The sequence below is a fragment of the Pseudarthrobacter sp. MDT3-1 genome, assembly GCF_054510755.1.
The window spans coordinates 1-15,369 of record NZ_JBTNDX010000016.1 but is presented as its reverse complement, the minus strand read 5'-3'; the positions used below and the strand labels follow the sequence as shown (position 1 = coordinate 15,369).

The 15,369-nt window shown below is 65.3% G+C and carries 16 protein-coding genes and 1 pseudogene; 12 read left to right on the top strand and 5 right to left on the bottom strand.

Annotated features, from left to right (window positions below; genetic code table 11):
* The first annotated feature begins 233 nt into the window (after nucleotides 1-233).
* The 8 genes from paaA (at nucleotide 234) to ACX80X_RS13405 (ending at nucleotide 8,070) form a co-directional block, all read left to right on the top strand.
* On the top strand, nucleotides 234-1,241 hold the full coding sequence (paaA, locus tag ACX80X_RS13440; protein WP_252598605.1) for a 1,2-phenylacetyl-CoA epoxidase subunit PaaA: 1,008 nt from the start codon (nucleotides 234-236) through the stop codon (nucleotides 1,239-1,241).
* Nucleotides 1,238-1,555 carry a 1,2-phenylacetyl-CoA epoxidase subunit PaaB gene (gene paaB, locus ACX80X_RS13435; protein ID WP_252598604.1) on the top strand — a complete coding sequence of 106 codons (318 nt, stop codon included), beginning with the start codon at nucleotides 1,238-1,240 and terminating at the stop codon, nucleotides 1,553-1,555. The genes paaA and paaB overlap by 4 nt, the downstream gene beginning before the upstream one ends.
* Nucleotides 1,552-2,388: a 1,2-phenylacetyl-CoA epoxidase subunit PaaC gene (gene paaC / locus ACX80X_RS13430; RefSeq protein ID WP_252598603.1), complete on the top strand. Its 837-nt coding sequence runs from the start codon at nucleotides 1,552-1,554 to the stop codon at nucleotides 2,386-2,388. The genes paaB and paaC overlap by 4 nt, the downstream gene beginning before the upstream one ends.
* Nucleotides 2,385-2,906 (top strand): 1,2-phenylacetyl-CoA epoxidase subunit PaaD, encoded by a 522-nt coding sequence (paaD, locus tag ACX80X_RS13425; protein ID WP_252598602.1) that lies wholly within the window; start codon nucleotides 2,385-2,387, stop codon nucleotides 2,904-2,906. Before paaC ends, paaD begins: the two co-directional genes overlap by 4 nt.
* A gap of 9 nt (nucleotides 2,907-2,915) precedes the next feature.
* Nucleotides 2,916-4,157, top strand: coding sequence for a 1,2-phenylacetyl-CoA epoxidase subunit PaaE (paaE, locus tag ACX80X_RS13420; protein WP_252598601.1), 1,242 nt, complete (start codon nucleotides 2,916-2,918; stop codon nucleotides 4,155-4,157).
* Between the two features lie 105 nt (nucleotides 4,158-4,262).
* Nucleotides 4,263-5,042, top strand: a complete 780-nt coding sequence (locus ACX80X_RS13415) for an enoyl-CoA hydratase/isomerase family protein (protein WP_252598600.1) — start codon at nucleotides 4,263-4,265, stop codon at nucleotides 5,040-5,042.
* A 775-nt stretch (nucleotides 5,043-5,817) separates the two neighbouring features.
* Nucleotides 5,818-6,990, top strand: a complete 1,173-nt coding sequence (locus tag ACX80X_RS13410; protein ID WP_459312311.1) for an acyltransferase family protein — start codon at nucleotides 5,818-5,820, stop codon at nucleotides 6,988-6,990.
* Between the two features lie 282 nt (nucleotides 6,991-7,272).
* Nucleotides 7,273-8,070 carry an SGNH/GDSL hydrolase family protein gene (locus tag ACX80X_RS13405; RefSeq protein ID WP_459312309.1) on the top strand — a complete coding sequence of 266 codons (798 nt, stop codon included), beginning with the start codon at nucleotides 7,273-7,275 and terminating at the stop codon, nucleotides 8,068-8,070.
* Between the two features lie 44 nt (nucleotides 8,071-8,114).
* On the opposite strand, the gene ACX80X_RS13400 is transcribed toward ACX80X_RS13405, so the two are convergent.
* The 3 genes from ACX80X_RS13400 to ACX80X_RS13390 form a co-directional block, all read right to left on the bottom strand.
* The gene (locus ACX80X_RS13400; protein ID WP_056345240.1) at nucleotides 8,115-8,579 is read right to left on the bottom strand and encodes an Lrp/AsnC family transcriptional regulator; all 465 of its coding nucleotides are present in this window, start codon (nucleotides 8,577-8,579) and stop codon (nucleotides 8,115-8,117) included.
* Between the two features lie 141 nt (nucleotides 8,580-8,720).
* Nucleotides 8,721-9,350 (bottom strand): RES family NAD+ phosphorylase, encoded by a 630-nt coding sequence (locus ACX80X_RS13395; RefSeq protein WP_459312307.1) that lies wholly within the window; start codon nucleotides 9,348-9,350, stop codon nucleotides 8,721-8,723.
* Entirely contained in the window at nucleotides 9,350-9,934 is a 585-nt protein-coding gene (locus tag ACX80X_RS13390; RefSeq protein ID WP_459312305.1) for a helix-turn-helix domain-containing protein, read from the bottom strand. The genes ACX80X_RS13395 and ACX80X_RS13390 overlap by 1 nt, the downstream gene beginning before the upstream one ends.
* 305 nt (nucleotides 9,935-10,239) lie before the next feature.
* Here ACX80X_RS13390 and ACX80X_RS13385 point away from each other — a divergent pair, with 305 nt between their 5' ends.
* From ACX80X_RS13385 to ACX80X_RS13370, 4 genes and pseudogenes are all read left to right on the top strand, one after another.
* Nucleotides 10,240-11,457: a thiamine pyrophosphate-dependent dehydrogenase E1 component subunit alpha gene (locus ACX80X_RS13385; protein ID WP_459312303.1), complete on the top strand. Its 1,218-nt coding sequence runs from the start codon at nucleotides 10,240-10,242 to the stop codon at nucleotides 11,455-11,457.
* Complete coding sequence (locus tag ACX80X_RS13380; RefSeq protein WP_459312301.1) at nucleotides 11,454-12,566, top strand: alpha-ketoacid dehydrogenase subunit beta; 1,113 nt, start codon at nucleotides 11,454-11,456, stop codon at nucleotides 12,564-12,566. Before ACX80X_RS13385 ends, ACX80X_RS13380 begins: the two co-directional genes overlap by 4 nt.
* Before the next feature lie 2 nt (nucleotides 12,567-12,568).
* On the top strand, nucleotides 12,569-13,948 hold the full coding sequence (locus tag ACX80X_RS13375) for a dihydrolipoamide acetyltransferase family protein (RefSeq protein ID WP_459312299.1): 1,380 nt from the start codon (nucleotides 12,569-12,571) through the stop codon (nucleotides 13,946-13,948).
* Nucleotides 13,949-14,095 (top strand): annotated as a pseudogene (locus ACX80X_RS13370) (helix-turn-helix domain-containing protein); the annotation flags it as partial.
* A 90-nt stretch (nucleotides 14,096-14,185) separates the two neighbouring features.
* On the opposite strand, the gene ACX80X_RS13365 reads toward ACX80X_RS13370, so the two are convergent.
* Together ACX80X_RS13365 and ACX80X_RS13360 are read right to left on the bottom strand one after the other, a co-directional pair.
* Nucleotides 14,186-14,599 (bottom strand): DUF7793 family protein, encoded by a 414-nt coding sequence (locus ACX80X_RS13365; protein WP_459312297.1) that lies wholly within the window; start codon nucleotides 14,597-14,599, stop codon nucleotides 14,186-14,188.
* 248 nt (nucleotides 14,600-14,847) lie between these two features.
* Nucleotides 14,848-15,273 (bottom strand): DUF302 domain-containing protein, encoded by a 426-nt coding sequence (locus tag ACX80X_RS13360; RefSeq protein WP_459312295.1) that lies wholly within the window; start codon nucleotides 15,271-15,273, stop codon nucleotides 14,848-14,850.
* Nucleotides 15,274-15,369: the final 96 nt, after the last annotated feature.

Here is a 15,369-nt window from a genome sequence, read left to right as displayed (position 1 = left end):
GGTCGACGCGCACGGTCGCAATCGACGCGCATCCGCTCTGACGCTCACGGAATACGGGCCGCGTCAGGGAATGTGCGCGTCGACAAGGAATATGCGCGTCGCCGCCCGGTGAGAGAGCGTCGGGTGTGGGTGGCATCGGGCCCCTCCTTGACGCCCTCCGCGCCCTCCGCATATCCTGAACGAACGGTCGGTAAATAAATGCGACCAATCCAGGCAGGTGCATAGGAGCAACCATGGAAGCCAACGCCCCGCGTAACGCGGACCGCCAAGCCGCGGACAGCCAGGCCAAGGACCGCCAAGACGCGGACGGCCAGGCCAACTTTGACCGCGTGATCGCCGAAGACTCCCGCATTGAACCAAAAGACTGGATGCCGGACGCCTACCGCAAGACCCTTCTGCGCCAGATTTCCCAGCACGCCCACTCCGAGATCATCGGCATGCAGCCGGAGGCCAACTGGATTTCCCGCGCCCCGAGCCTGAAGCGCAAGGCCATCCTCATAGCCAAGGTCCAGGACGAGGCCGGCCACGGGCTGTACCTGTATTCAGCCGCCGAGACCCTGGGTCAAAGCAGGGACAAGATGACGGCGGATCTCATCGCCGGCAAGGCCCGCTACTCCAGCATCTTCAACTACCCGGCCCTGACCTGGGCGGACATGGGTGCGATCGGCTGGCTGGTGGACGGCGCCGCCATCTGCAACCAGGTGCCGCTGTGCCGCGCCTCCTACGGCCCTTACGGCCGAGCCATGGTGCGCGTCTGCAAGGAGGAGTCGTTCCACCAGCGCCAGGGCTTCGAGATCCTGCTGGAACTCGCCCACGGCACCCCGGAGCAGAAGCAGATGGCCCAGGACGCCGTGAACCGCTGGTACGCCCCGGCGCTGATGATGTTCGGCCCGCCGGACGACGATTCGCCCAACTCCCGACAGTCCATGGCCTGGAACATCAAGCGCTTCAGCAACGACGAACTCCGCAGCCGCTTCGTGGGCATGATGGTGGAGCAGGTCCGCGTGCTGGGCCTCACCCTCCCGGACAGCGAGATCCGCTTCAACGAGGACACCAAAAAGTGGGAGCACGGCCCGCTGGACTGGAACGAGTTCCACGAAGTCCTCGCCGGCCGCGGCCCCTGCAACGCCCAGCGCCTTGAGCGCCGGAGGGAAGCGCACGACGACGGCGCCTGGGTCCGCGAGGCAGCCGCGGCGTATGCAGCAAAACAGTCACTGAAGACAAAGGAATACGCAGCATGAGCGAGACACAAGGCCCGGAGGCAACCACCGACCGCAACGCCTGGGGCCTGTGGGAGGTCTTTGTCCGGTCAAGCCGCGGACTGTCCCACGTCCACGCCGGGTCCCTGCACGCGCCGGACGCCGCCATGGCCCTGCGCAACGCCCGCGACCTCTACACCCGCCGCAACGAGGGTGTGTCCATCTGGGTGGTCCCGGCCGACGCCATCGCAGCCAGCGATCCCGACTCCAAGGGTTCGTTCTTCGAATCCCCGCAGGGCAAGGACTACCGGCATGCCACGTACTACACCAAGAGCGAAGGGGTGAAGCACCTGTGAGCAACGAGTCCGCCACCCGCATCACCCCCGGCAACGCCCTGCGCCCGGAGGACATCGCCCTGGAGGTCCGCACCGGCCTGGCCAAGCCCACCGAGGACGTGGCCGAGTACGCGCTGCGCCTCGGGGACGACGGCCTGATCCTCGCGCAGCGGCTGGGCCACTGGATCTCCCGCGGTCCCGAGCTGGAGGAGGACGTGGCCCTGGGCAACATCGCCCTGGACCAGCTGGGCCACGCCCGGAGCTTCCTCACCTACGCGGGCGGCGCCTGGGACAAGACCGAGGACGAGCTGGCGTACTTCCGGCGCGAGCCTGAGTTCCGGTCGGCCGCCATCTTCGAGCAGCCCAACGGCGACTTTGCGGCAACCATCGCCCGCCAGTTCGTGGTGAGCTACTACCAGTTCGAGCTCTACCGCCGCCTCACGCAATCCACAGACGCCACACTCGCCGCCATCGCCGCCAAGGCCGTGAAGGAAGTGGACTACCACCGGGACCACAGCGCCCAGTGGGTCCTCCGCCTCGCCGGCGGCACCGACGAATCCCGCGCCCGGATGATCCAGGGCCTGAAGCAGATGTGGCCCTACGTTGCCGAGCTCTTCCAGGACGCCGAGCTGACCACGCGCCTGACGGAAACCGGCGCCGCCGTCGAGCCTTCCAGCCTGCGCGGCGACTTTGACCGCCTGACGGGGGAGATCCTGGCGGAAGCGGAGCTGGAGGTGCCGGACGTCCCGGCTGCCCCTGGCGGCGGGCGGCATGGCCGGCACTCCGAGCACCTGGGCTACCTGCTCGCGGAGATGCAGGTGCTGGCGCGCGAGTACCCCGGAGCAAGCTGGTGACCGCCGTGGCCACCGCTGCGCACGAGCGGACACAGCAGCAGCAGGCGTGGGACATCGCCGCCACGGTCTGCGATCCGGAAATCCCCGTGCTCACCATCGAGGACCTGGGGATCCTCCGCGACGTGCAGGTCACGGAGGAACGAGTCCGCGTCACCATCACGCCCACGTACTCGGGCTGCCCGGCCATGGACGCCATCCGCGACGACCTGAAGGCAGCGTTCGCCAGGGAGGGCTACAAAGCCACAGAGGTGAACCTGGTGCTCGCCCCGGCCTGGACCACGGACTGGATGACGGACGCGGGGAAGGCGAAGCTGCGGGAGTACGGCATCGCACCGCCGTCGGGCATGGCAGCAGCCGGTGGCCACAGCGGCCCCATCAGGCTCAAAATGGCCGTCAAGTGCCCCCAGTGCTCCAGCCTGAACACCAAGGAGCTCACCCGCTTCGGTTCCACGTCCTGCAAGGCGTTGTACGTCTGCAAGGACTGCCTGGAACCGTTCGACTACTTCAAAGTCCTGTAAGGAAGCCCCATGCCTGTTGTGCGCCAGACCGCCGCCGAATCGGCGCTAGCCAGCGGCCGCCGTCGTCCGTCCTTCCACACGCTGACCGTCAATGAGGTGCGCCGGCTGACTGAGGACGCCATCGAGGTCACGTTCGGAGTGCCCAAAGAGCTCGCCGGCCAGTTCGATTACCTGCCCGGCCAGTACGTGGCCCTGCGCACCACGCTGCAGGATGAGAACGGCGAGCCGCATGAGGTGCGCCGCAGCTACTCGATCTGCGCCGAGCCACGCAGCTTCCCGGACGGCAGCAGCGAGATCCGGGTAGCGGTGAAGCAGGACCTGGGCGGGCTGTTCTCCACGTGGGCCAACGCGGAGCTGAAGGCGGGGGACACCCTGGACGTTATGAGCCCCATGGGCGCGTTTGTGTCCAAGCACGGCCGGGACGGCAAGGCCGTGGAGCAGAACGTCATGAACTCCATGAACCACCCGGAGGAGCTCGCGGGGGAGGCCGCGTCGAATGGCGCTGGCACCTTTGTGGCCATCGCGGCGGGGAGCGGCATCACCCCGGTGATCGCCATCGCCCGCACGCTGCTGGCCGCCAACCCGGAGACGCGCTTTGACCTGATCTACGCCAACAAGGCCGCCATGGACGTGATGTTCCTGGAGGAGTTGGCGGACCTGAAGGACAAGTATCCGCAGCGGCTGGCCATCCACCACGTGCTGTCCCGCGAGCAGCGGATCGCGCCGCTGCTCAGTGGGCGGATCGACGCCGAAAAGCTCCAGCAGCTGCTGGGCGCCGCCATCCACGCGGACGATGTGGACGAGTGGTTCCTGTGCGGGCCGTTCGAGCTGGTGCAGCTGTGCCGGGACACCCTGGCCGAGCGCGGGGTGAAGCCGGAGCACGTGCGGTTCGAACTGTTTACGTCGGGCAAGCCGGACCGCCCGGAGGGCCACGCCGGCCGCCCCGTGGTGGTGGATGAATCGCAGGAGACGTACAAGATCACCTTCAAGCTGGACGGCCTGCAGGGCGAGGTGGCCAGCCCCACGCACGCCCGCGAGTCGATCCTGAACGCCGCGCTGCGGGTCCGCGCGGACGTGCCGTTCGCGTGCGCCGGGGGGGTGTGCGGCACCTGCCGCGCCAAACTGGTCACCGGCACCGTGACCATGGACGAAAACTACGCGCTGGAGCAGGATGAGCTGGACAAGGGGTACGTCCTGACCTGCCAGAGCCACCCCACGAGCAAAGACGTAACAGTCGACTTCGACGTGTGATCGGTGATTTCGGTGGTCGAGCTTGTCGAGACCCAGAAATCCGGTGGTCTCGGCGGTTGAGCCTGTCGAAATCGTCGATACCCCGAACCCAACCCAAGGAGCCCAATGATCTCCCTCTCCATCGCCAACAACGTCGCCGAAGTCGTCCTGGACGCGCCCCACAAGCTGAACTCGCTCGACGAGCAGGCGCTCGCGGATTTAACACAGGCGTACGACGACGCCGCTGCCGCCGCCTCACGTGGTGAGGTGCGGGCGCTGCTGCTCAGGGGAGAGGGCCGCGCCTTCTGCGCGGGCCGGGACATCTCCGCCGTGACACCGGAGACGGACGACGCCGAAGCGTACCTGGGCGGGCTGGTGCAGCCGCTGCTGAAGAAGATGAGCGCATTCCCGGCACCGACGTTCGCCGCCGCCCATGGCGCCTGCCTGGGCGTGGGGCTGGGCCTGCTGCTGGCCACGGACGTGGTGTACGTGGCGGAGAACGCGAAGTTCGGCTCGCCGTTTGCCAAGCTGGGCGCCACGCTGGATTCGGGTGGGCACTGGTACTTCACCGAGCGGCTGGGCATGCACCGGACGCTGGACCTGATCTACACGGCCGAGCTCATGTCCGGGACGGAGGCGGTGGCGCAAGGGATGTTCAGCCGGGCCATGCCTGCGAACGAACTTTTGGCGAATGCCCGGGAAATTGTGACGAAGGTTGCCACCGGAGCAACGGGCGCCTTCACGGCGAGCAAGGAGCTGGTGGCGCACATCCGCGACCAGCGGCTGGGCCTGTGGGACGCCATGGCCGAGGAAAACGCCGCGCAGGCCCGGCTCTGCAAGAGCGCAGACTACGCCGAAGGCTTCCGGGCGTTCCAGGAGAAGCGCGAGCCTAAGTTTGTCGGCTGACGGTTGTTTCAGCTGCCGGGCGAACGCACTCCGTGAATGCAGGGACCAAGGCTGTTATTCGTCGGTATTTGCACATCGTGTCGAAGTTTTGCCGATCGCGGAGGACATTCGCCGTTCCGGTGGCCAGCGAGCCTGCCAGTTTCACTCGATGAGTACATGGGACTATCGTCGCAGTCTTTTGCCGTACTTCCGCACGCTTGATCATGTCGGTGTCCCGTAAGAATGCGACTGATGTTTCATGGAGCCAGGCGCGTCCAAGTAGTCACTATTGGAAATTCGAGTACTCACCACCCTTAGATTCGGGCTGCTGAAGACTGAGCCTTGAGGAATGACGGCTTACATCGTAGAACTTCAAGCCCTTGAACACCGCTGCCAATGCTGTGGGGAGACGGCAATAGGAGTCTTTTGCGTTGACTGCCAAGATCACGACGACCCGTAGACTCGGTGCCTGGCTGTTGACGTAGGTTTGAGGCGTCGTCGTCGATGACTTCGACGGGCTTGCCGACGGACTGCTTTACGGCGTTGATCTCGGTGGCCGGCCCTGCTGTTCATATTGGCCGGGATCGCGGCGGCGCCAGCTCCGGCCCGGGCGGGCAACACCGCATGATCGAAACACTGGACGGCCGCAGTCCGCAGCCCGCCGGCGTCGGCCTCTTGACAACGAGTCACGTGGTTGATCCCATCCAGCTGGCGTCCAGCCTGCGCCCAGCCGAGCATATGGTCTCTTAACTACGCTCGTTGAGTGATTTTTCGGCCAAGTACGCGACTCCCGACCATGGTGGAACGCCCGTTGGCGCCCGAAACCGGGCTGATGTCCGGGCGGCAGCACTCACTCGATGGGCTGCGCACCATCGCGGTAGCGGGCGTTTTTCTCTTCCACACCATAACCGGGTTCGCCCCCGGTGGATCCATTGGCGTGGATGTTTTCTTCACGCTCAGTGGCTTTGTCATCACTCTCCTGATCATGAAGGAGTACCGCTCCACCGGCCGGCTGCGCATTGGAGTTTTCTACGCCAAACGGCTCGCCCGGCTCTGGCCGGCGCTGCTGGTTCTTTGTGCTGTGGTGGTCATGGTCGGCCTGATCTTTCCGACGTCGGGGTGGGGCGGCCAGGCAGCCGATGCCATCCCGGCGGTTGGCTACGTGATGAACCTGTCCAACTTCGGAGCCTTCGGTTCTTCGACCGGCGGCGGCGCGCTGAGCCCCACCTGGACCCTCGCCGTCGAGGAGCAGTTCTACCTGATCTGGCCGGTGCTCCTTCTGTTGATGCTGCGGTTCTGGAAGGTCCGCACCGTCGCCTGGATCACGGCCGTCCTGGCGGCGGCGTTCCTGGTTTCACGGTTCTTCCTGGTCTCCAGCGGGGCATCGCTGGCCAGGATTTACAACGGGCCGGATACCAGGGCTGACGAGTTGCTGCTGGGGTGCGCCGTGGCTCTGGTGTTGTCGTCCATCAGCCCAGGCTCGCGGCTCCATGGCTCGCTGCAGGCCGGTGTACGCCGCGGCGGTCCGTTCGCGGGACTCGCCCTGGTGCTCGCCGTGTTCTTGCTCAAGGAGCCGACCGCACCCGGGGCCTGGTTCGATATCTTCTGGACCGTGGGCCCCACTGCCTTGGCATTGCTGGCCGGGCTGGTCATCGGCTGGCTTGTCCTGCTGCCGGACGGCCGTATCTCAAAGATCCTGGGCCACCGGTGGCTTTCCCGCCCGGGCCGGGACCTGTCCTATGGGATGTACCTCTGGCACTTGCCGGTCTTTATCCTGCTGATTCCCCTGGTCCCATCGCTCGCCGTCCGCGTACCGCTGACGGCAGCCCTGACCTTGCTGCTTGCTTACGGATCGTTCCGTTTTGTGGAGAGTCCTATCCGCCGCTGGGCCTCCAGAAGGTTGGAACCCGCCGTCGTCCGTCCCGCCCCGGAGCCCGCCCGGGAACTGGAGCTGGCCGGACGGATCTAGGCTCCTTCGCGCCGAGACGACGGTCTGCAGCCTGAGCACGATCGAGGAGGCCAGCACCACGGTCGGGATTGGGCACTTTGGTGACCAGGCCGTCGTCGTCCATTGCCCGGGCCCCTGCCCCCGGACCATTCTCCGCTGCCGTCCGCCATCAGGTTGGCGGCGCCCAGCAGCAAAGGGAGGTGCCACCGCCGAGACGAAACACCTCTGACCAGAACAGGCTGAGTTTCTCCGCGACGACGCCGGTATGATGTGCCGGGTGACGAGAAACGGCGGAGACCCAGCATGACCAAGCAGGAATGGATCGAGTACGGTGCACTCTTTCTGCTGGCCGTGGTTGCCTTCGGTGTGGCAGGAATCGCCCTGACGAATCCGCGCGGCCCAGGCGAAGCCGTCAGCCCTGTGACGGCAAGCTCTCCGGTGGCCACGCCGACTGCTACGGCGACCCCGGCGCCCACAGCCACTGCAACGGCCCAACAGCTGAAAATCCAGCTTCCTGCCCAGCCCGTCCTCCTGATTCTTGGCGATTCGTACACTGCCGGTGAGGGTGCGGACCAGCCAGGCCAGGGGTGGGCGTACCTTGTTGCCAACGCACTCGGATATCCCACCAACATCGACGGTGCGGGCGGAACCGGCTTCGCGTGGGGCGGTGGTCCGCAGGACAACCAGGCCCGTGAGTACGAAGTCCGGCTGCGGGAAGCCGCTGTGGATCCGCGCTTCGTCCCCAACGTCCTCATACTGCAAGGCGGCCAGAACGACGCCCTGGTCACCAGCCCTGATGAAATCCAAACCGCCACGGCGCAGACCATCGAGGCGTCCCGCACGTTGTGGCCCGGCGTCCAGGTCATTGTTCTTGGGCCCTCGGCCCCCCAGCCGTTAGCGGAGGAACTGCAAGGTGCGAACAGCGCCGTCCGCGCCGGGGCCGCAGCGGCTGGTGCTCCGTTCATCGACGCCTACGAGGCCGGCTGGTTCACGGGTGCCAACAGCCCGGGATTCGACTTTGACGGTGCGCACCCGAACGCCGCCGGCCACGCGCATCTTGCTGAGAAGTTCCTGGAGTCCTGGGCCACGCTGATTCAGTGAGCCGCCTTCTGCGGACGCGGCGATGCCTCTTGGACACCATCTACTCAGCGCGTATCAACATCCTCAAACACCAGAAAAGTCTGCGTGTCCTGGACGCCCGGCATGGCCTGCAACTGATCGAAAATCACCCGGCGCAGGTCGGTGTTGTCGATGGCGCGCACCAGCAGGATCACATCAAAATCGCCTCCCACCAGGGCGATGTGATGGACCTCCGGGATCGCGCGCAGCTGCTCGCGCAGCTCACGCCACGAATGCTGGCTCACTTTCAACGTCACGTAGGCGGAGGACTTCAATCCGGCCTTGATGGGGTCCACTAAGGCCGTGAATTTGGTCAGCACGCCTTCGCCGGTCAGCCTGGCGATGCGCGTGTATGCGTGGGCCCGGGAAATATGGACGTTCTCGGCCACCTGGGTCACGGACATCCTCCCGTCCCGGGTGAGCTCGGCGATGATCCTGCGATCGACGTCGTCCAGGGGCACCTCCCCGGAATCTCCCTCAAGTCGTGCCAACTCGTCCACCGCTCCTGCTCGTTGTCCAGATCACATTTCAATTCGTCTTCCAGAGTAGGTCCATCCGGCGGAACCTTCCACGATTCGGCGAACTACTGGATACGAAAGTTCTTCAGGGACGGTTAGCAGTGGTGGGTGTGATCAGAGGACGATGTTGCTGGTGTAACGGATCTTCGCAGCAGCTGCCATCACATCGGAGACGATGCCCGGCGCGTTCAGGGGTGAGGAGAACTCTGGGGCGGCCGGTATGGCGTCCTCGGACCACAGTGTCACCACCTTGCGGCTCAGGGCCATGGCCGAGAGGGAGTACACGCCATCAAGGTCCGGCCACGTCTCATGGATGGCACGGGCCCAGGCTCGGGTTCGCTCCTTCCCACCGAAAGCGATCTGCGCCGAAGCGCCGGCCGGCAGCAGCCAGTCTCCCGTGAGGTCAGCCAGTACGAGGTCACGCGTGGTACTAAACGCAGTGACGTAAGGGTCGTCGCGATCGACGTCGACGAAACGGGTCAGCTGGAATACCTCCGCCAAGCACGTAAGCACATCCTCAGCGAGGTAGGCGGCACCCAGCGGCGCGGCATCACCTGGCGGCAGCGGGTGAGGTTCCCAGCGTGAGCCCGGCACGGGCCCCCAGGTGCGCAGTCGGTTCCACGGCACCACAAGCCCCGAGGCGGTGAAGTGGATCCGCCACAGCACGGTGCCAGCCGGTATCGTCTTTGCCTCGTACCCCAGGGCCCGCAGGGTAGCCGCGTCCGGCGGGTACTGGTCTGGCATCAGTAGCCGGCCGCCAGTCCCTCGGCAAGGTCGACGACGACCTTCTTGCTGCCGCCGGCCTCCAGCCATGACTTGGCCGAGACATGCATTCCGTTCAGGACCAGGTCGGGTTGGGGCGTCAGGAAGAACCCGGCCACCGCCTGCGGGTGCAGGTCGTCGGGCAACGCACCCAGAACGTCCTCCAAGGAGGGGATCGACTGGTCACCCGTATCGTTAAACTGCCATTGCGGGAAGGCTAGCTTGCCGTTGACCAGGTACGAGTAGAGCTTCCGTGCCGACTTGTAGTGCCGGATGGTGGACGCGGACATGTGCATGCGCTCGGCGACCTCGGCGGCCGTGAGGGCAGAAGCGTCAAAAACGAGCCGGGCGGCGGCGTTCGCCGCGGAGGCGATAGCGACGGCGGCATGGTCGGCTGCGATTCCCGAGTTCTTGTCCCAGAAGTCCCGGTCGCGTGCAGACAGGTCGGCTGCCGTCGTGCTGCGGGTCATGTCTTCCAGGGCTGAGACCAGGTCCTGTTCAGAAAACGAGGGACGGGCAGAGTTGATCCATGCATTGAGGGTGCCGGCCCCGTGGTCGGGCTTCATTCCGGTGCGGCGGTCCTTGATAGCGATGACGTCTCCTAACGACCTCCACAGTCTATGCCATTGCTCATGATTGTGGGAAAGGAAGTTCTAGCCGCTTCCGACGAATGAAATCGTCGCCCTGACCAATAAGGTCGGGGGCGTGCCAATTCGTCCACCGCTCCCGTCTGTAGCCCAGCTCACATTTCAATTCGTCTTCCAGAGTAGGTCCATCCGGCGGAACCTTCCACGATTTGCCGAAGTACTGGATACGAAACTTCCTCGAGGATGATACTGGAAGCGACTAGTGGCTACAGAAGGACGGAACAATGACGATCTCCGCGGACCACACTGCGCCGGACCAGGCCCAGCGTTTGCCGGCCGAAGATGCTGCATCCGAAGCGGTGCGCAAGTTCGGCATCACGGTGGAGGACTACATGCTGCCTGCCCGGCACCAGATCCAGATGGTGGATCCGGAGGGACGGCTCAAAGCAGAAGGTGAGCAGGGGACCGAACCCGGCCACGAATACCCGTTGCCCGCTGATGAGGAACTGCTAGCTGCCTACGAGCAGCTCGTCGTCGGACGCCGCGTCAACGACCAGAACTCGGCGCTGGTCCGCCAGGGGCGCATGGCCGTGTACCCGTCCAGCCACGGCCAGGAAGCCTGCCAGGTGGCAGCCGCACTCTGCCTTTCCGCCGGCGACTGGCTGTTCCCCACCTACCGGGATGCCGTGGCGGTCATGGCACGCGGTGTTGATCCTGTGGAGACCATGACCATCTTCCGCGGTGACTGGCACAGCGGCTACGATCCGGCCAGGCACAAGGTGGGCATCCAGTGCACGCCGCTCACCACCCAGCTGCTGCATGGCGTGGGTGTGGCGCACGCGGCCAAGCTCCGCGGCGAAGACACCGTAGTCCTGGCGATGTGCGGGGACGGCGCCACCAGCGAAGGTGACTTCCATGAGGCCCTGAACTTCGCCGCCGTCTTCCACCTGCCCGTTGTCTTCTTCGTCCAGAACAACAAGTACGCTATCTCGGTTCCGCTGGCGCACCAGTCCGTGGCGCCGTCGCTCGCCCACAAGGCCGTGGGTTACGGCATGGCCGGCGAACGGGTGGACGGCAACGACGTCGTGGCCCTCCTCGCTGTGCTGGACCGGGCCGTGAAGCTCGCACGGGAAGGTTCCGGGCCGCTCCTCGTGGAGGCACACACGTACCGGATGCAGGCACACACCAACGCCGACGACGCCACCCGGTACCGCCAGGACAGCGAGGTGGCCGAGTGGCTGGCCAAGGATCCCATCAGCCGGATGAAGACGTACCTCACCGGGCGTGGACTGCTGGACGACGACGGCGCCGCGCGGATTGCTGCTCACGCTGAGGACGTTGCCACTCAACTTCGTGAGGGGCTGGGTGAGGACGTTCCGGTGGACCCCCAGGAACTCTTCCGGCACGTGTTCTCGGTGCCCACACCACAGCTGAAGGAGCAGTCCGCCATGCTGGCTGACGAACTTGCCCGTGAAGCGTCCTCAGAGGAGTCTGCGAAATGAGTCCGACCATCACCACCTCGTCCGAGGCGAACGGCAACGTCAGCGCAGCAACAGCCCGGGCTGCCGCTTCCGCCGCTTCTGTGGCTGAAGCTTCCGGACCGCAGGCCGTCACCATGGCCAAGGCCATCAACACGGCTCTGGCGGATGCGATGCACGCGGACCCGTCCGTCCTGGTCTTCGGCGAGGACGTGGGCCTGCTGGGCGGGGTTTTCCGCATCACGGATGGCCTCACCAGGACCTTCGGGGAGCAGCGCTGCTTCGATACCCCGCTGGCAGAGTCCGGCATTGTGGGCATGGCCGTGGGGATGGCCATGAACGGGATGCGGCCGGTGGTGGAGATGCAGTTCGACGCGTTCGCGTACCCGGCGTTCCAGCAGATCGTCAGCCACGTGGCCAAGATGCACAACCGCACCAGGGGTTTGGTGAAGCTTCCCATGGTGATCCGGGTTCCCTATGCCGGCGGGATCGGGGGAGTGGAGCACCACTGCGACTCCTCCGAGTCCTATTACGCCCACACCGCGGGCCTCAAGGTGTTCACGCCCGCCACCGTGGCCGACTCGTACCGGATGCTCCGCGAAGCCATCGATTCGGACGACCCCGTCATGTTTATGGAGCCCAAGAAGCTCTACTGGTCGAAAGACATGGTGGACCTTCAGGATCTGCGGGCGCAGCACGCCGCCAACGCGGCAGTCGGGACGTCCTCGGAAGGCCGTGCCGCCGTCGCCCGTCCAGGCACCGACGCAACGCTCATCGCCTACGGACCGTCCGTGCCCACGGCGCTGGCTGCGGCCGCCGCTGCTGCGGAGGAGGGGCGCTCGCTGGAAGTCATCGACGTCCGCTCCATCGTTCCGTTCGACGATGAGACCGTGTGCGCGTCCGTCCGTAAGACCGGCCGGGCCGTGGTGATCGCTGAAGCGCACGGCTTCGCGTCCGTGTCCTCCGAGATCGTGGCGCGGGTCCAGGAACGCTGCTTCCACTACCTCGCCGCGCCCATCCGCCGCGTGACGGGATTTGATGTCCCGTACCCGGCGCCGAAGCTCGAGCACTACTACCTGCCCGGCGTGGACCGTATCCTCGACGCCGTAGACGACCTCCAGTGGGAGAACTGACCATGAGTGAACCGAAAGTATTCCTGCTCCCTGATCTGGGCGAAGGCCTGACCGAAGCCGAACTGGTCAACTGGCTCGTTTCCGTAGGGGATGAGATCCGGGTGGACCAGCCCATCGCCGAAGTGGAGACGGCCAAGTCCATGGTGGAAGTCCCGTCTCCCTACGCCGGCACCGTGACGGTGCTCCACGGCGAGCCCGGCCAGACGCTGGACGTGGGCAAGCCGCTGATCTCGGTGCTCCCGGTGGGCTCGGTGGTTGAGCCTGCGCCGGTGGTCGAGCCTGTCGAGGTGGCTGAGCCCGTCGAAACCAAGCCTGCCGAAACCGGCGCAGCGGACACGTACCGTGAAGAAGAGAAGGCTGGTTCCGGAAACGTGCTGATCGGCTACGGCACTCCCGGCGGCAACAGCCAGGCGCGGCGCACTCGGGCTCCGCGAAAGGAGGCTCCGGGGGTGGGCGACCTCTCGCTACTCCGTACTCGCGTCCCCGGCAAGCTCGGTGCCGTCATTTCTCCGCTCGTCCGGCGGATGGCCCGGGAACACGGTGTGGACCTGGGCAACATTCACGGGTCGGGTGACAGCGGACTGATCATGCGCCGGGATGTTGAGGCCGTGATCCATCCGGCGGTTGAGGTTTCGACAGGCTCAACCACCGGCGGCGTGGACGCGCGCACAGGTCTGGGCATTTCGTCCCGGACGCCTGTCAAGGGTGTCCGCAAGGTCGTGTCCGCCAACATGTCCCGCAGCCGGTCGGAGATCCCTGAGGCTACCGTCTGGGTGGACGTGGACGCTACGGCGCTGGTGGAACTCCGGGCAGGCCTCAAGAAGTCTGATCCGCACAATACGCCTGGCCTCCTCGCGTTCATCGCACGTTTTGTCACCGCTGGGTTAAAAAGATTCCCGGACCTGAACACCCGCATCGAAACCACTGGCGACGGCTCCCAGGAGATCATCGGGTTCGCCGGTATCAACCTGGGATTTGCGGCCCAGACGGACCGCGGACTGATGGTCCCCTCGATCCGCAACGCGGACAAACTCAGTGCCCGCGAACTGGACGCGGAGATCCGCCGCCTCACCGCCGTCGTACGCGAGGGCAAAGCGACGCCCGAGGAACTGGGTAGCGGCACCTTCACGCTGAACAACTACGGCGTCTTCGGCGTGGACGGATCCGCGGCCATCATCAACCACCCCGAGGTGGCGATCCTCGGCGTTGGCCGGATCATCGACAAGCCGTGGGTAGTGGAGGGGGAACTCGCGGTCCGCAAGGTCACCGAACTGACGCTGACGTTCGATCACCGCGTGTGCGACGGCGGCACAGCAGCCGGATTCCTGCGGTTTGTAGCCGATGCGATTGAGAGGCCGACGTCCATCCTCGCCGACATATAGGTGGCCTTGGTGGACGAAACCGCAGAGCTGTTGGGCGAGCACCTGAAGCAATGGAGAATCGTGCTTGGCCTCAGCCAGGAGCTGGCCGCGGACCGGGCTAATCTCTCCATGCCCACAGTGCGCCGCATTGAACGCGGCGACACGGGCGTCAGGCTGGGAAGCGTCCTGGCCCCGACGTGCGCGCAGCTGCCAGGTTTCGTCCCAGTTGCAAGCACAACGGCCCTACCCTCAGTTGTATCAATGGGCAGTGTCTCCCAACAGCCAGCTCATTGCTTCGCTCCTGTAAGTGAAGAACTTCGTGGGGGCATGGGGCGCGTTGATGCCAAGGAAAAAGTTAGCAACGACTCGATCTACCGGGCTGGAACCGAGTAGGGCGATCCGTGAAGCCGCGCACGGGATGGACCATACCGCGCGCGCTTCGCGGCTGACAGTTTCCGTAGCAGCCATATCGACCAGCATGGGATGATCGACGCCGTTGCAGACCTCGTTGACCATCGCCATCGCTGCCCTGGCGTCGGCTACGTCGATTGTGGCGTGGGGCGTCCAGATTAGATGGACGATACCGTCGCCTCGGAGCTCGACAGAGCCTTTTCCTCCTTCTAGTGGAGTTCGCCGCACTCGATGGCCTTCCGTATTGGTTCTGGACCCCATGATAGTCGGCACCAACGCGGTTGCTACACCGGCCCCGGCGGATGCCGGAAGCAAGGCCTGTACTTCTCACGGACCCTTCCCCGCAAGCCTCTCCGATGCGAACTGCGGCCCGTAGGGCCAGACCAAAATAGTCCTGCGGCCAGGGGGTCGGTTCTGATACGAAGGCCCGCACCCCATCACCTGGCTTATCTGGCCAGGCTCAACCCGGGCACAGGCTTCTCTGCATTTTGCAAGTGCCTACACTTTGGTCAGTTGGAGATGTCTTTTGCATCGCTGAGCCCGGCGAGGGCTTTGCGGAGTCGGGCATCGGCTTCGTCCGCGACCTCCCGGACGGCCGGGCTGTCGCTGAGCTGGACCATGGTTTGTGGGTCGATGGCGTCGATGGTGGTTTCGTGCGCGTTCTTGCCTCGTCTGACAACGACATTGCATGGAAGCAGCGCACCGAGTTCCGGCTCGGCTGCGAGGGCGCGGCTCGCCAGGGTGGGGTTGCAGGCGCCGAGGATTACATAGTCGCCGATGGCGTCGGCGGCCTCGGTCCCGAGTTTGGCCTCAAACGTGGAGCGGACGTCGATTTCCGTCAGTATGCCAAAGCCTTGTTCACCGAGCGCCTCGCGGGTGCGCTGGACAGCGTCCTCCCAGGCCAGCGGGACGGTAACAGTGTGGGTATAGCTCATGAGCCTGCTCCTCATATGTCGTTACAGATACGGCCGGTTCAGGTTGGGGGCCGCGCCGGGGCAGTTTGGGGGGAAACTGCCCCGGCACGGGGTCTG

Excerpts from the sequence above, each read along its gene's own strand:
- paaE (WP_252598601.1), top strand. The coding sequence starts at position 2,916 with ATGCCTGTTGTGCGCCAGACCGCCGCCGAATCGGCGCTAGCCAGCGGC.
- ACX80X_RS13380 (WP_459312301.1), top strand. The coding sequence starts at position 11,454 with ATGAGTCCGACCATCACCACCTCGTCCGAGGCGAACGGCAACGTCAGC.
- ACX80X_RS13395 (WP_459312307.1), bottom strand. The coding sequence starts at position 9,350 with ATGCCAGACCAGTACCCGCCGGACGCGGCTACCCTGCGGGCCCTGGGG.
- ACX80X_RS13365 (WP_459312297.1), bottom strand. The coding sequence starts at position 14,599 with ATGGGGTCCAGAACCAATACGGAAGGCCATCGAGTGCGGCGAACTCCA.
- paaB (WP_252598604.1), top strand. The coding sequence starts at position 1,238 with ATGAGCGAGACACAAGGCCCGGAGGCAACCACCGACCGCAACGCCTGG.
- ACX80X_RS13415 (WP_252598600.1), top strand. The coding sequence starts at position 4,263 with ATGATCTCCCTCTCCATCGCCAACAACGTCGCCGAAGTCGTCCTGGAC.
- ACX80X_RS13405 (WP_459312309.1), top strand. The coding sequence starts at position 7,273 with ATGACCAAGCAGGAATGGATCGAGTACGGTGCACTCTTTCTGCTGGCC.
- ACX80X_RS13375 (WP_459312299.1), top strand. The coding sequence starts at position 12,569 with ATGAGTGAACCGAAAGTATTCCTGCTCCCTGATCTGGGCGAAGGCCTG.
- ACX80X_RS13385 (WP_459312303.1), top strand. The coding sequence starts at position 10,240 with ATGACGATCTCCGCGGACCACACTGCGCCGGACCAGGCCCAGCGTTTG.
- ACX80X_RS13390 (WP_459312305.1), bottom strand. The coding sequence starts at position 9,934 with ATGAAGCCCGACCACGGGGCCGGCACCCTCAATGCATGGATCAACTCT.
- paaA (WP_252598605.1), top strand. The coding sequence starts at position 234 with ATGGAAGCCAACGCCCCGCGTAACGCGGACCGCCAAGCCGCGGACAGC.
- ACX80X_RS13360 (WP_459312295.1), bottom strand. The coding sequence starts at position 15,273 with ATGAGCTATACCCACACTGTTACCGTCCCGCTGGCCTGGGAGGACGCT.
- ACX80X_RS13410 (WP_459312311.1), top strand. The coding sequence starts at position 5,818 with ATGGTGGAACGCCCGTTGGCGCCCGAAACCGGGCTGATGTCCGGGCGG.